Genomic DNA, 14,333 nt, shown 5'->3' with positions numbered 1-14,333 from the left:
TTTCGCTTACATTAGGCCTATTATTTTAGATTTTGCCTGTCTGGTATTTCCAAGCAGGCAAACCTATAATCGAACAAAATGTACATCTCAACAATGATAAATACCTATATGTGATGGTAGCGATATTAAATTTTGTTAAGGGCAGATCCCAGTTTATGCTAGCCATAGGGATACTGCTTCTGGTCGCTTGTAGTAAAAATGATGGTAAGCCAACAGGAATTAACGAGGAAAGTTTTTAATATGCAAAATCAATGGTAAAGAACGTAAGTTTAATTTCGCTGTCAATGCGAATAGTCAACCGGCAGATTGGAATAAGATCCATTTTGTTGTGATCGCAGGATGGGAAACGAACGATATCGATAAATCGCCTAGTTTTGATATTTCTTTGGTGCTTCCCGATGGAGCAAAGGAAACGACCTATTCCGTGAATGGGAACACATCGTTGGAACTCGACGGCCAGTATTGTGTACAACGCTGGGATGCAGGAGCTCACGTAGATACCGACTGTCATATGGGCGGGCGGAGCGACGGCACCTATTTCACACTCACCATTACAAGCTTAAGTAGATGGGGTGTAAAAGGAAAGTTTTCCGGTCTCCTTAGGAATGGAAGTTCCTTTTTGAAAGTAACAGATGGTGAGTTTGCAGCGCCATACAATTAGGATTACATTTATTGCTTTTGACAGAATTTATATTTTATAATACTAAAATCTCTAATCTTTCCATATGCATATATTTTGAGCTATACGAATTAATGTTAGGCCAGAAATACTGGCTATTATTTCCATGCACCGGTAAGATGGTAATGCTTTGATTATCTCGGGTTGTTTTCCAAGTCGCTGTCCATAGTGAAGATTTTGCACGATACCCATACCTTTACGCAAGAATGTTAATCATTCTGTCCGGATAAAGAAACCCAAAGAAGACTACCATTATAAAAATGTTGCTTTACATTATTATAATGCAATGTTTTATATCCCCTACAGACTACAAAAGAAAACCTGCAAAATAGTAAATTTGTAGGTTTTTAATATGGTACCGCTCAAACCTTTATCTTGCCTAAATGCAGACTGTCTGTATTACCTCCACCATAACTCTTTACAAAAAATATATACACTTCATAAGTCGCTTCCTTTGTATGTTCTGGAATATTAACATCCTGTTTACCAGATGTCAAGCTATTTTTCGATTCGTTCATCAAAAGTGGAAATTCAGCCCCATTATCTTCTGCACTATAGAGGATTAACAAGGAATCGTAAGACCCTGTGTCAAACTTCTTTTCCAGATAGGCATCATATTCCCAGGTAACCTTGAGCATTTGGTTTTCTTGATCGAAATCCATCGCGTAGGAGGTGATGGGGTTGGGGCTTCCTTTGGCAATCATAAATTTCTGCCAGTCAACTACAAAACCGTCTTCTTTCTTGATAAGTGCTTCGTTCAGATTATAAGACATGGCGACATCGTATGCCCGCTTAGGATAGCTGTACGCCTTATAACCAAGATTGATGACGGCATTTAATAGGCTAATATGCGACCTCACAATTTTGAAGCGTGTTCTACTGAGCAGCTGTTCAGGTGTAGGCGCTCGTTTTTAACGCGCGGGAGAGAACGTACATAATTTCCTGTTTTTGTTAACACAAACACAACGGAACCTGCCTTCCCAGAAACAGTTCCATTTACGCCATTTTTGATGATTGCCATAACTAACTGATTATAAAACTAATAGTCAAGATAAGCATTAAAGCTGGAACATCCTAATACCAGATTATATCTAATAACAATTTTCAATCAATGTTTAGACATTGATCAGTCATTGGTTATTCAATCTATACTGAGCGATCACTGAGCAAACACTGAACGAGCACTGAACAAATACTGTGAAAAGATCAAATTTGATCACTAGTTGATCCCAGTGTGTTGTCCCTAAAAGTATCGACAAAAGAAACTAACATTCATAAAGAAAAGGATCCAAGATCTCAACTGGGCCGAAACGAAATAAATCTACTTTTCAAGGACTAAATATCAACTCGCTGATGCGTTGTATAGAAAAAATAAATTCTTAATAAGCTAGTTTATAGATTATTGTGTTATGGATGTTTTGGTTTGATACAAATACGCAGATTATTGAGATAATTCGATAGTCTCAAAATTTTTACGTTCCCTACTTTTGAGTAATCAATTATAAAGCAGAACATCTTAGAGAAGTATTAGAAACCAAAATTTAAGAACTATCCAACAATTTTTTTGAACGAAACAGACAGTACAATGCGAATGATCAGTAGAATGGTTTGAAGTAACTATTAAACGGGGAACAGGGAAGTTTCCAATAAAACATCAAGCCGTGCCATGTTCGGAATTTGAAAAAGGGAAATAGAAAATAATAGAAAAGTAATTTAAATAAATTAGGAAGACTTTGAAGCTATTGCAATAAAGTCTTTTTAGCTGTCAAAAGCTAATACCATTTAGCTTTAATTTTAAATAATCAATTATGTGTAAATTTTTAAAGGAGTTTGCCCTTCAAAAGGGCGGGCATTGATTCGTTCGTCCTAAAATTATGATACCAAGAAAATTAATTAAACCCCTGAGATGCCTTCAAGGAGAGAGCCTAAGATAAAATATCCAGAAGCGATCTACGGGGATACTGAAAAGAGTATTTGAAATAAATTCTAACCAATTAATAACTTATGAGAAGAAAACAAGTAGCGAGTAGAGCCTTGTACCGATTTGGTAGACTCTGGGTCTTTATGATTCTCACCCTTGGTCTTTGGGCCTGCAAGAACGATACAACAGCAATTATTGGAGAATCTAAGCCTTTTGATCCTACAAAACCAGTCGTCGTGTCTGATTTCAACCCAAAATCGGGTGGTATGGGACAACGCTTAATTATTTATGGGCAAAATTTCGGAAATGATCCGAAGAATGTTACTGTGCTTATAGGTGGACAACAAGCAATCGTTATTAATGCTTTAGGTGAGTCATTGTATTGCCTAGTCCCCAAACAGGCTTTCGAGGGCAATATCGAAGTGCGTGTTGGCGGAGCCGAGAAACCTGTCATCGGCCGGGCTGAAGCAAAGTTTGACTATAAACGTAAGCTGGTGGTATCCACACTCGCCGGCTACAGGAATGCCCGCGGTGACGAACCTTGGAAAGATGGCAAGTTTAAAGATGCTGACCAAAACAAAATGGCCAGCGGTTTTTGGCTCTCCTCTTTTATGAAGTTTGACCCCGCGAATCCCAAACATCTGTGGGTGACATTTGATGACAATAATGGCCTTTATCTGGTTAATTTTGAAGATAGCACGATTACCAAAAAGCGCTCCGATTTTAACCGTCCACGTAGTGTAGATTTTTCGGTAGATGGCAAATATATGATTGTGGCGCAAGATCGGGGCGGAGAGAATGATGAGTCTACCCTATTGTTTTCCCGTGCAAAGAGCTTTCTCGATAAAGAAGTACTGACCAAAAGTAGACAATGTAATGGGGCCTCCATTCACCCGGTTAATGGAGAAATGTATTTTAACAGTTATGCGAAGGGAGAGTTCTTCCGGTTTGATCTCAATCAGTATTTCACGGATAAAACGGTAAAAGCTGAGCAGTTATATGTGATTCAGGATCCGGAATGGGAATATCGGGCCTTGATTCATCCGACTGGAAACTACGCGTATATTTTGGTGATTAACCAAGGTTATATTATGCGTGCGGACTACAATTGGGATAAAAAGCGGTTTAACCAACCCTACTTAGTTTGCGGTAAAGTCCGTGAATCTGGCTATAAAGATGGGGTCGGATCCTCAGCCCGTGTCAATCAGCCCTACCAAGGGGTGTTTGTCAAAAATCAAGCCTATGTGGAAGCAGGTAAGCCTGACGTCTATGATTTTTATTTTACAGACCTTATGAATCATGCCATTCGTATGCTTACGCCTGAAGGTGCTGTAACAACTTTTGCCGGCAGAGGTAGTTCAAGCCTGAATACTAATCCTTACGGTTATGTTAATGGAGATCTAAGGGCAGATGCTCGTTTTGATCGACCATCAGGTATTGCCTATAATGAAAAAGAACAAGCTTTTTATATCGGAGACCGGGAGAATAGGCGAATTCGTAAGATCGCACTGGAAGAAATGGATGAAAATGACCAAGATTAACCTGTGATAAGATGATGAATAAAATATTACTAACATGTATGGCGCTTCTCAGTTTCAGCTGGAGTGTGTTCGCACAAGAAATTGTTGAAGTATCAGGTGTCATTGTTGATACTCAGAAATCCCCACTGGTCGGTGTCAGCATCGCTGTGAAAGATACCCCGGTCTAGGGACGACCACGGATAGCAAAGGTAACTATAAGATAAAGGTAGAGCGTTACAAAACACTTGTGTTCTCTTCTGTTGGCTACCAAAAACAGGAAGTACTTGTGAAAGATTCACATATCATTAATGTGAGCTTGAAAGAATCGGAGACCAGTGTATTGGATGAGGTGGTGGTAACAGGTACGGGAACTCAAAAGAAGCTGACATTGACAGGAGCTGCAAGTGGAGTCGATGTAGAAACGATGAAAGCCAACCCGACTTCAAGTATAACGAATGCACTTGCTGGAAATGTACCAGGAGTAATGGCGATGATGCAGTCTGGTCAGCCCGGTAGAAATATCTCCGAGTTTTGGATACGTGGTATTTCTACCTTCGGTGGCGGTAGTGCCGCTTTGGTTTTAGTAGACAATGTCGAGCGCGATATCAATGATATAAATATCGAAGATATTGAAACATTTACAGTGCTTAAAGATGCAGCGATGACCGCAATTTATGGTTCTAGAGGTGCAAATGGCGTTATCCTGATCACAACTAAACGCGGGAAAGAGGGGAAAATTAATATCAATTTTAAAGACGAGACGATTTATAATACACGTACAATTACGCCTGAATTTGAGGATGGTGTAACTTATGCTAACCTACTAAATGAGGCCCGGATCACACGAAATTTTGAACCTATTTATCGTCCTGAAGAATTAGAAATCTTGCGTTTAGGATTGGACCCAGATCTTTATCCCAATGTCAACTGGAAAGATCTATTGTTGAAAGATGGTGCCATGACCTACCGGGCAAACCTCAACATGACTGGAGGCGGGGCTACAACGCGTTATTTCGTGTCGGGAAGCTATATAGATGAGGGGGTATGTATAAAACAGATGAGACACTGCGCAACGATTACAACACAAATGCTAATTATAAACGTTGGAATTACCGTTTGAATGCAGATATCAATGTGACCAAAAGCACCGTATTGAAAGTTGGCGTCGCGGGATCGTTGGACAAACGGAATAGCCCGGGCCTGGGTGATCAGGATCTGTGGGGTTCTTTTTTGGATATTCTCCGATCAGTACACCAGTACTGTATTCCAACGGCCGCGTACCAACAATAGGAGATGGCAATAAGATCAATCCATGGGTCATGTCAACACAGTCGGGATTCAATGAAAATTGGCAAAACAAAGTGCAGACCGATGTCACAATAGAACAGAACTTTGATTTTATTACCAAAGGTTTAAGGCTTAGAGGGATTGTCGGTTTTGATACCTATAATAATAACAATATCACGCGTATTAAATTGCCTGAATTATGGCATGCCGAACGTGCGCGTGATGAGAATGGAAATCTGATTTTTACGCATAAGGCTAATCCCAGAGAAATGGAACAAGGGGGTATTCTGAAGGAAATAGACGGGAGTTTTATGATGTCATGTTTAATTATGATCGCAAAATTGGAGACCATAATTTGGGAGCAGTAGCACGTTTTACAAGAGATGCTTTTACCAAAACAGTTGATTTGGGCAATGATATCAAAAATGGTGTATCACGACGTAACCAGGCATTAGCGGGAAGATTAACCTATAATTGGAAGTCGCGTTATGTTGCTGATTTTAATTTCGGTTATACGGGTTCGGAAAACTTTGCCATGGGACAACAGTATGGCTTTTTCCCTGCTGTAGCGGCAGCATGGAATATCTCCGAGGAGCCTTTTGTCAAGAATAATGTTCCTTGGCTGAATTTGCTTAAAGTACGTTACTCCTGGGGTAAGGTGGGAAATGACCAACTTAAAATAGGTGATAACAACGAACGTTTTCCGTATTTGTATACGATTGAGGAAATCTGGCGTAGAGATGATAGGGGTAACCTGATTCTGGATAGTAATGGTCAGCGGATTCCCGCAGGGGTTATCAATGGGCTGACTACGGCCTAGATCGTCCCTATGGCGGTATTCGCTATAGTCAGGTGGCTTCGCCCTACGTAACGTGGGAAATGGCTACCAAAAATAACCTGGGTTTGGATATCGCTTTATTTCGTGATAAAATTGTCGCCAACTTTGATTTTTTTGATGAAAAACGTACCGGCATTTATATGGAACGAAGATTTTTGCCAAGCATGGTTGGTTTGGAGAGTATTCCCAGAGCTAATGTGGGTGGCGTAAAATCACGTGGTTTCGACGGACGCTTGGAATATAAACAGAAGATCGGTGAATTGAACCTTACAGCACGTAGCAATATCACCTATAGTAAGAACGAAATTACGGCAATTGATGAGGAAAATAACGTATATGGTTATCAAAATCAAAAAGGCTATCGTGTGGATCAGTCTATAGGATTGATCGCTTTAGGCTTGTTTAAAGATTACGATGATATTCGCAATAGCCCGAAACAACAGTTTGATAATAATCCCCCAATTATCAGCCCGGAGATATAAAATATAAAGATGTCAATGGAGATGGCATAGTGGATGATGGTGACCGGGTGGCCATAGGAGCAACGCGGAGACCTAATTTGGTTTATGGTGTAGGTGCTTCAGTGAGTTGGCGGGGATTTGACCTTAGTGTCCATTTCCAAGGATCAGGGAAGTCTACTTTTTCGATTTATGGAAAAACGGTGCAAGCCTTTCGTGAGGGCGAATGGGGGCAGGTAATGAAAGGTGTCATGGGCGATAATCGTTGGATTTCTGCCGACATATCAGGCGATCCGTCGACCGAAAACCCAAATGCATCTTATCCACGTTTAAGTTTTGGAGACAATATTAATAATTTCAGAGAGTCAACATTTTGGTTAAAAAACGGACAATATCTTCGTTTGAAAACCCTGGATATTGGATATACACTGCCAAAACACCTGACCAATCGGATCAAGGCCAATAGTATTCGCCTATTCCTCGTTGGCTCAAATTTATTGACCTGGTCAAAATTCAAACTTTGGGATCCGGAGCTGGCAACACCAAGGGGTGAGGATTATCCCTTACCTAAGTCATTTACATTTGGCATCAATATTAACCTATAAAATTAGAAAAAGATGCAAAGAAAGACATTATATATTGCGTTGATGCTCGTTTTGGGCACGAATGTGATCTCATCCTGTAAAAGGATTACTTAAAATCCGACCAATATTTTAAAGATCGGATCACCTTGGAAAAAACATTTAAAAGCAAGCTGTATTCGGAGAAATGGCTGGCTCATGTATTTGAAGAGTTTAAAGGTGAAAATGCTGATGTCGCCAGTAAAGGCCTGACACCGCACTGCTTCGCGGATGATATGTATTATGGTGATCGGGACAAGGATTATGATCCATCAAAAAATGAACTGTCCTATAATATGTTTAAAATGGGTTTGTATACCGAAACGGATAAACAGGGTACATGGACTCAATCGTATCGCGGGATTCGGAATGCTTCGACCTTTATCCATAATATCTACATGAATACGGAGATGTCCGAGGCCGAAATCGTAGATTATCGGGGGCAGGCACGTTTTGCGCGGGCTTACCTCTACTGGTTATTGCTCCGTAAATATGGACCAATTCCGATACTGCCCGATGAAGGTCTGGATTATACAGATAGTTACGAAGAACTGGCTATTGCGCGAAACACCTATGATGAGTGTGCTGAATTCATCAGCAACGAACTATTAACAGCCGCAAAAGAAATGGAAGCCCTTGGGATGAGACGTGGACAGGATGGTTCTAGCCGCCCTTCTGTGGGGGCAGCATTGGCAGCGAGGGCTAAGGTGCTCCTGTATGCTGCAAGTCCCTTGGCCAATGGGAATAATTCAGGTTACGCTGCCCGGTTGGTAGACAAGCAGATGAAACGTCTGTTGTCTGCCGATTATAAAGAAGAGAAATGGGCGAAGGCTGCAGCTGCTGCACGCGATGTCATCGAACTGGGGGTATATCGGCTGTACACCGCACCTTTTCAGGAAACGGGTGATGATGCAACAGTTAGACCTCCTCAGGATCATAATTTTTCGGATAAAAGCTGGCCAGGAGGTTGGGCGGACATTGATCCTGCCAAATCATATGCAGAGGTCTTTAATGGGACATTGACTGCTTCGGGTAATCCGGAGTTAATATTTACCCGAGGTAACAACCAGCCGAATGAAGGTATCGACCAAATGGTCATCCACCAACTGCCGCGTTCAGCAACGGGATGGAATACGCATGGACTGACACAGAAGCTAGTGGACGCCTACTATATGAATGACGGTACGGATGTACCGGGAAAGGATAAAGAAATCGGCCGTGGAAATGGTTCAAATCGTGTCAGTGGTTTTGTGACCCAGGAAAATTATGACAACAATAAATACAGACCATTGCGTCCCGGTGTGTCCTTGCAATATGCAAACCGAGAACCGAGATTCTATGCTTCGGTGGCTTATAGCGGAAGTTTTTGGACACTGCTTAATGAAACAAAAGAGGAAAACCGCAATAAACAAATCTTCTATTATAGCGCTGACCCGAAAGGAAACGGCTTTAATTCAGCGAATGGCTATTGGTTGCGTACGGGTTTCGGAGTTAAGAAGTTTGTTCATCCCAGTGATACTTATGAAGGTGGAGTTGGCTCTCGTATTATTCCTAAGGCGGAGCCAGCCATCCGTTATGCAGATGTATTGTTGATGTATGCTGAGGCGCTAAATGAATTAAGCGGTTCGTATACGATTCCTTCTTGGCGTGGAGCAAGTTACTCGATCAGCCGTGACATTGCCGAAATGAAAAAGGGTATCCATCCTGTCCGCATCCGCGGAGGTGTGCCTGATTATTCGGCCAGTATATATGGGAATAAGAATGAACTGCGCAAAACATTGAAAAGGGAGCGCTTTATTGAGCTTATGGGCGAAGGCCAGCGCTACTATGATTTACGCCGTTGGATGGATGCGCCTGTTGAAGAAGCATTGCCGGTGTATGGCTGTAACGTTTTGATGAACGTAGAGGAACGTGACCTTTTCTATCAGCCCGTCGCGATCTGGACCTTAAAGACAACCTTTGCCGACAAAATGTGGTTTTGGCCGATTAGCCATACCGAACTTAAGCGCAATAAGAATTTGACTCAAAATCCTGGATGGACTTATAATGATTAACCAAATATGCATTTTATGAACAAGTCATATATACAATTGTTGTTCCTCACTTTACTTGCTGTCTGCAGCTCTTGTAATGATGAATGGAAAGAGGAACAATTCGAACATTACATTTCTTTTAAGGCTCCCTTGGAAAGTGAGGGTGTCGCGAATATCTATGTTCGTTACAAGGATGGGCAAAAGACAACCTTTATGCAGCCGCTGGAAGTCAGCGGATCGACAACCAACGATAATAATCTTTCGGTCAAGGTTGGAGTGGATGCTGATACATTGGGCGTGCTGAATTACGAGCGATTCCAAACGAGGACGGATTTTTATTACAAACAGCTCAGTACGAACTTTTTTGCGATTCCATCAGCGGTGGATATCAAGTCTGGGGAAAATACCGGATTAATGGCCATTGATTTTACATTGAAGGGTATTGATATGACCGAAAAATGGGTGCTTCCTTGACTATTTTGGATGATCCAGGGGCTAAATATAAGGTCAATCCCCGAAAGCATTATAAAAAGCACTATTACGCATCAACCCTTTTAACAATTACTCCGGGACCTATAGCGGGACAGCCCTGAAGGTTGTTATGGAAGGACATGAAAATGAAACCCCGATCGTAAAAAGTCAAATCAAAAGTTATGTTGTCGATGAGAATACGATCTTCTTTTATGCGGGTAATATAGATGAAGAGCGAAAGGACCGGAAGAATTATCAGGTTTTTGCAACATTCAATGACAAGGGTGGGGTAAGCTTTCGTGCCGTAAATCCAAATATGAAATTCGTTGTTAAAAAGATGCAAGTTATACTGTTTCAGAACAGATGGACGCCGTCCGTCCTTATTTATTGCATCGTTATATCACAATCAATAATGTGGATTATGAATTTACCGATTATACGCTTGTTTCTACTACGGCGATCAAATTCAAGGTTTCTGGTTCATTGATCTTGGAGCGTCAGCTCAATACACAGATTCCAGATGAGGATCAAGCCATTGAATGGTAAACTTTATCAAACCATTCGGCGAGCTATTGGTTATATCATAAGGTATAAAAATAGTAGTTATGATTGGTATAGTAGGTGGCCTAGGTCCTTATGCAGGCTTGGATATAGCCAAGAAAATTATAGATGAAACAGTGGCAAGTTCCGATCAGGAACACTTGCCACTGTTATTGTTTTCCTGCCCTAATTTGATTCCAGATCGTTCCGCATATTTATTGGATAAATCGAAGGAGAATCCAGGAAAGGCAATAGCGATGATTTTAAAACAACTGGAACAGGCTGGGGCAACGATTGCGGCAATTCCGTCGAATACAGCGCATGCAGAACCGATTTTTTCAGTTATTCAGGATGAGATGGCACGTTTAGGGAATGAACTGAAGTTGCTTCATATTGTCCATGAAACAGTGCGCTTTGTTCATGAAAATTATCCAGAGAGTACAATAGGTGTGTTATCGACAGCGGGTGAACAAGCCTATAGTCAGTATCGAGAAGCTTTTATGAAAAAGGGATTTCCTATTGTGGAACCTGAAGGGGCAGAGAAGGAAAAGGTAAACAATGCTATTTACGATAAAGATTATGGTATTAAGGCACAACCGGTACCCATAGCCAATAAGGCAAGAGAAGATTTACTAATGGCGATGGATGACTTGAAAAAACAAGGTGCTCAGGTGATTATTTTGGGATGTGCCGAATTGCCGTTGGCCATTCCCGAAAAAGATCATAACGGAATGGTTGTAATCGATCCCAATCGTATTCTTGCCCGAGCGCTGATTCAAACGGTTGCTCCTGGAAAACTCAAAGCACTTTAGTGCTGCTTTGTCAAATTGGCAGATTTTCTAGAGAAATGCTTGTTGGTATGAGTTTTGTCTTCTGATTAGTAGTTATTTATGTAACAGGGAGGAACAGATGCAAAAGATCATACACCGAGAAAACGATCGTGGCCATGTTGATTTTGGTTGGTTGAAAAGTGCCCACTCATTCAGTTTTGGGCAATATTTTGATCCAGAAAAAGTAAACTTCGGGGCTTTACGCGTATTAAACGATGATCAGGTTGAAGGGGGCAAGGCTTTGGTCGCCATTCTCATGACAATATGGAGATTGTGAGCATACCTTTGGAGGAGTACTTTCCCATCAGGACAGTCTGGGCAATGTCCGAAACATTGAAACCGGAGATGTGCAAATTATGTCTGCAGGCAAAGGAGTAAAGCATTCGGAGTTTAATGGCGACCAGAAGGAGCTTGTTAAGTTTCTTCAGATCTGGATAATACCTCAAGAAATGAATCTTACTCCTGGTTATGACCAGAAGTCTTACCTTCATTTGGACCGTCATAATAAGTTTGTAACCATTGTGTCCCCTGATGTTTCCGATTCAGATGCGGTTCATATTCATCAAGATGCATATTTCAATATTGTGGACTTGGATGAAGGGAATACAATCCCGTATACAGTTCATTCTGAAAGAAACGGAATTTATCTTTTTGTATTAGAGGGTAAGGTACAGGTAGCGGACGAAATATTATCGCGAAGAGATGCCATCGGCATCTATGAGTTGGATAACATTGAGATTAAGGCCGAGTACAATGCAAAGCTGTTACTTATTGAAGTTCCAATGTTTTAGTGCTGGAAGCCTACACCTTTCATGATTTGGTAATGCTTGATTTATTGTTCGGCTAGACTAGGGATACATGAAAAAAGAAATATAAAGATCTACTATAAAAATAAGGAGTTCTGTAAAAGGGACTCCTTATTTTTTGTAAATTGGAGTAGGAATAGAAGTAAAACCCATGGAAAATTTATTACATGCTTTTGAGGGTAGGGATGTCTTACTGATTATGTTATCCGTGCTGATTGGGCTGTTGATTGGCGTCGAACGCGAATACCGTAATAAATCTGCTGGATTACGGACTTTTATACTGGTGAGTTTTGGCTCCTGCCTTTTTACTATTATCTCATTGAAGATAGGTGTTGGAAATCCAGATCGACTAGCAGCTAATATTATTACAGGAATTGGTTTTTTAGGGGCTGGAGTAATCTTTAAAGAAGATAATAAAGTTAGCGGAATTACAACAGCAACAACGATATGGGCAACCGCATCTCTGGGAATGTGTGTCGGCACAGGGAATATTTTTTTAGCCTTTATCGGTGTAGGGTTGGTTTTAGTGATTTTGGGGTTATTGACCTATTTACAGACTTATATTGATAATTACCATAAAATTAAAGACTATGAGCTCCAGACCTTATCTGAAGCAGATTTTGAACATACAGAGCAATTGATCAGACAGATGGGGTTTAAAGCAACAATCGTAAATCAACGGTATAATAAGGAAAGTCTAAACACTACCTGGCGATTGACAGGCAACATAAATCAACATAAAGAGCTCGTTAAAGTTTTGCGAAGGGATAAACAAATTGTTGCATATCAATATTAGGAGGGGAGCCAGACTCTGAATCTTGTACAGGCGAGATCTTTTGCAACAACTGATTCACTTCGTCTTCGGTTGCGGTCAATTTTGTCCGACATACCTCAATGAGATCAGATGCACGTTTGATTTTCTCTGCAAGTTCATCAATATTTGTTGTTCCATTCTCAATTTCTTTTACAATCGTTTGTAATTCATTGAAGGCATCGGTATATGTATATTTTTGTTCCATTGTATGGTATCTCTTTAAATTGTTCACGCTAATATAGTTCCGGTTAGTTGTTTTCGGAACTGGCGCTAAGCGTCTTCTTATCCGTTACAGTACTTGTAATTTCGCCATCTTCCACCATCGTTTGGATCAGATCACCCGGAGATATCTGATCGATAGATTGAAGTAATTTGCCGTTGACTTTTGTAATGGAAAACCCTTGTTTAAGCAGCCTCCGCGGATCAGAAAGCTGGATAATCCGTTCGGTATGCGCCAACGCCGTTTTATGTTCATAAAAGCGTAGTTTGATCAGCGCAGCCAGTTCGTGCTGAATCTGTTGAATATTGGCGCGCGCAGTCTGAAGTTCTCTTTTCCCAACCCATTGGATATGCGTTGCCATTTGAGCCAAAGTATTTCTTTCTTCCTTAAAACGAGTAGAGATCAATTGCTGGATGCTTTCAGTTGCTTTGTCAATGGGAACAGAAAAATTATGAAACTTTTGAATGAGAAAATCAGCCAGCTCACTCGGTGTGATTGCATTTTTGTAAGCCACCATCTCACTCACAGTATAGTTGGTAGAATGGCCAATTCCGGTCAATACAGGAATAGGGAAGATTGCTATTGCCCGTGCCAGCAAATAATTATTGTAGCTCGATAAGCCAACCTCACCGCCACCGCCACGAATAATGGCGACCACATCAAATTCAGCTATTTTATCGGCAATGATCGCAAGTTGATTGATGATTGAGGGGATAGATTTATCACCCTGTAAGAGTGCCGGAAATAAGGTGCATTCCAATCGATAACCCCACGGATTTTGATTGATAATCTTGTAAAAATCGGAAAGGCCTTTACTTGTTTCCACCGAAATAATCGCTAGCCTTTTTGGAAGCGTTGGGAACGGAACGGATTTATTAGCCTCGTAAATGCCTTCTTCTTTAAGCTTTCTAATGCTATCCAGCTTCTCTTTCTCCAGTTCCCCAACGTAAAAGTTGGGTCAATATCGACAATCCTTAAGCTCAAACCATACATCGGATCATAGGAAATACTTGCCTGAAACAACATCGTAATACCCTCCCGTAGAGGTTCTTGCGCAATTTTCAGGAAATTGTTGTTGATTCGGGTGAAGTCTGCTTTCCACAAAGTTGATCTGATCTCGGCTACAATTTTACCGTCTTGCTTTTCAACGAGCTCAGGGTAACAATGTCCGGAATGCGTATAATGGTTGAGTTTATTCATCTCCGCCTTGATCCAATATAAGCTCTTGTAACGCTCAGCAAGCGTTTTTGGATACTTTTGCTAACCTCCAAAAGGGAAAATATTGTTTTATCTTGA

The 14,333-nt window shown here is 40.9% G+C and carries 19 protein-coding genes and 1 pseudogene; 15 read left to right on the top strand and 5 right to left on the bottom strand.

Translation table 11 applies throughout. From position 1 onward, the window contains the following. Window positions 1-328: 328 nt before the first annotated feature. Complete coding sequence (locus KUH03_RS19380; RefSeq protein ID WP_257095883.1) at window positions 329-661, top strand: hypothetical protein; 333 nt, start codon at window positions 329-331, stop codon at window positions 659-661. Window positions 662-1,041: 380 nt separating this feature from the next. Here KUH03_RS19380 and KUH03_RS19375 read toward each other — a convergent pair whose 3' ends face one another. Further along, entirely contained in the window at window positions 1,042-1,539 is a 498-nt protein-coding gene (locus tag KUH03_RS19375) for a DUF6266 family protein (RefSeq protein ID WP_257095881.1), read from the bottom strand. Next, window positions 1,536-1,700 (bottom strand): hypothetical protein, encoded by a 165-nt coding sequence (locus KUH03_RS19370; RefSeq protein WP_257095880.1) that lies wholly within the window; start codon window positions 1,698-1,700, stop codon window positions 1,536-1,538. The genes KUH03_RS19375 and KUH03_RS19370 overlap by 4 nt, the downstream gene beginning before the upstream one ends. Window positions 1,701-2,683: 983 nt before the next feature. Here KUH03_RS19370 and KUH03_RS19365 point away from each other — a divergent pair. From KUH03_RS19365 to KUH03_RS19310, 14 genes and pseudogenes are all read left to right on the top strand, one after another. Beyond that, a complete protein-coding gene (locus tag KUH03_RS19365; RefSeq protein ID WP_257095878.1) occupies window positions 2,684-4,141 on the top strand; it encodes an IPT/TIG domain-containing protein in 1,458 nt (485 codons plus the stop codon). Window positions 4,142-4,259: 118 nt separating this feature from the next. Next, window positions 4,260-5,240 (top strand): SusC/RagA family TonB-linked outer membrane protein, encoded by a 981-nt coding sequence (locus tag KUH03_RS19360; RefSeq protein ID WP_306429767.1) that lies wholly within the window; start codon window positions 4,260-4,262, stop codon window positions 5,238-5,240. Window positions 5,241-5,337: 97 nt separating this feature from the next. Continuing rightward, on the top strand, window positions 5,338-5,775 hold the full coding sequence (locus tag KUH03_RS19355) for a hypothetical protein (RefSeq protein ID WP_257095876.1): 438 nt from the start codon (window positions 5,338-5,340) through the stop codon (window positions 5,773-5,775). Then, complete coding sequence (locus KUH03_RS19350; protein ID WP_257095874.1) at window positions 5,727-6,227, top strand: hypothetical protein; 501 nt, start codon at window positions 5,727-5,729, stop codon at window positions 6,225-6,227. Before KUH03_RS19355 ends, KUH03_RS19350 begins: the two co-directional genes overlap by 49 nt. 59 nt (window positions 6,228-6,286) lie before the next feature. Beyond that, window positions 6,287-6,727 (top strand): TonB-dependent receptor, encoded by a 441-nt coding sequence (locus KUH03_RS19345; protein ID WP_257095873.1) that lies wholly within the window; start codon window positions 6,287-6,289, stop codon window positions 6,725-6,727. 29 nt (window positions 6,728-6,756) lie between these two features. Then, window positions 6,757-7,308 carry a hypothetical protein gene (locus tag KUH03_RS19340; protein ID WP_257095872.1) on the top strand — a complete coding sequence of 184 codons (552 nt, stop codon included), beginning with the start codon at window positions 6,757-6,759 and terminating at the stop codon, window positions 7,306-7,308. 125 nt (window positions 7,309-7,433) lie between these two features. Continuing rightward, window positions 7,434-9,377: a RagB/SusD family nutrient uptake outer membrane protein gene (locus KUH03_RS19335; RefSeq protein WP_257095871.1), complete on the top strand. Its 1,944-nt coding sequence runs from the start codon at window positions 7,434-7,436 to the stop codon at window positions 9,375-9,377. Between the two features lie 15 nt (window positions 9,378-9,392). Continuing rightward, window positions 9,393-9,830: a DUF4973 domain-containing protein gene (locus KUH03_RS19330; protein WP_257095870.1), complete on the top strand. Its 438-nt coding sequence runs from the start codon at window positions 9,393-9,395 to the stop codon at window positions 9,828-9,830. A 67-nt stretch (window positions 9,831-9,897) separates the two neighbouring features. Further along, a pseudogene (locus KUH03_RS48830) lies at window positions 9,898-10,152 on the top strand (BT_3044 domain-containing protein); the annotation flags it as partial. A gap of 38 nt (window positions 10,153-10,190) precedes the next feature. Beyond that, window positions 10,191-10,373 (top strand): hypothetical protein, encoded by a 183-nt coding sequence (locus tag KUH03_RS19325; protein WP_257095869.1) that lies wholly within the window; start codon window positions 10,191-10,193, stop codon window positions 10,371-10,373. A gap of 59 nt (window positions 10,374-10,432) precedes the next feature. Continuing rightward, window positions 10,433-11,179 carry an aspartate/glutamate racemase family protein gene (locus KUH03_RS19320; RefSeq protein ID WP_257095868.1) on the top strand — a complete coding sequence of 249 codons (747 nt, stop codon included), beginning with the start codon at window positions 10,433-10,435 and terminating at the stop codon, window positions 11,177-11,179. Window positions 11,180-11,276: 97 nt separating this feature from the next. Further along, complete coding sequence (locus KUH03_RS46205) at window positions 11,277-11,474, top strand: hypothetical protein (protein ID WP_306429644.1); 198 nt, start codon at window positions 11,277-11,279, stop codon at window positions 11,472-11,474. A gap of 37 nt (window positions 11,475-11,511) precedes the next feature. After that, window positions 11,512-11,988 (top strand): pirin family protein, encoded by a 477-nt coding sequence (locus KUH03_RS19315; protein ID WP_306429766.1) that lies wholly within the window; start codon window positions 11,512-11,514, stop codon window positions 11,986-11,988. 166 nt (window positions 11,989-12,154) lie between these two features. Then, complete coding sequence (locus tag KUH03_RS19310; RefSeq protein WP_257095867.1) at window positions 12,155-12,799, top strand: MgtC/SapB family protein; 645 nt, start codon at window positions 12,155-12,157, stop codon at window positions 12,797-12,799. Here KUH03_RS19310 and xseB read toward each other — a convergent pair. From xseB to KUH03_RS19295, 3 genes are read right to left on the bottom strand one after another with little or no spacing between them, the layout of a single operon-like run. Further along, the gene (xseB, locus tag KUH03_RS19305) at window positions 12,753-13,022 is read right to left on the bottom strand and encodes an exodeoxyribonuclease VII small subunit (protein WP_257095865.1); all 270 of its coding nucleotides are present in this window, start codon (window positions 13,020-13,022) and stop codon (window positions 12,753-12,755) included. The two genes, KUH03_RS19310 and xseB, sit on opposite strands and share 47 nt — an antisense overlap. Window positions 13,023-13,065: 43 nt before the next feature. Continuing rightward, the gene (gene xseA / locus KUH03_RS19300; protein ID WP_257097134.1) at window positions 13,066-13,926 is read right to left on the bottom strand and encodes an exodeoxyribonuclease VII large subunit; all 861 of its coding nucleotides are present in this window, start codon (window positions 13,924-13,926) and stop codon (window positions 13,066-13,068) included. Beyond that, window positions 13,875-14,237: an exodeoxyribonuclease VII large subunit gene (locus tag KUH03_RS19295; RefSeq protein WP_257095863.1), complete on the bottom strand. Its 363-nt coding sequence runs from the start codon at window positions 14,235-14,237 to the stop codon at window positions 13,875-13,877. Before KUH03_RS19295 ends, xseA begins: the two co-directional genes overlap by 52 nt. Window positions 14,238-14,333 lie beyond the last annotated feature (96 nt).

The sequence above is a fragment of the Sphingobacterium sp. E70 genome (genome assembly GCF_019285695.1).
Taxonomy (GTDB): Bacteria; Bacteroidota; Bacteroidia; order Sphingobacteriales; family Sphingobacteriaceae; genus Sphingobacterium; species Sphingobacterium detergens.
Note: the sequence above shows the minus strand (reverse complement) of the source record. Positions and strands in the feature narration are given on the sequence as shown.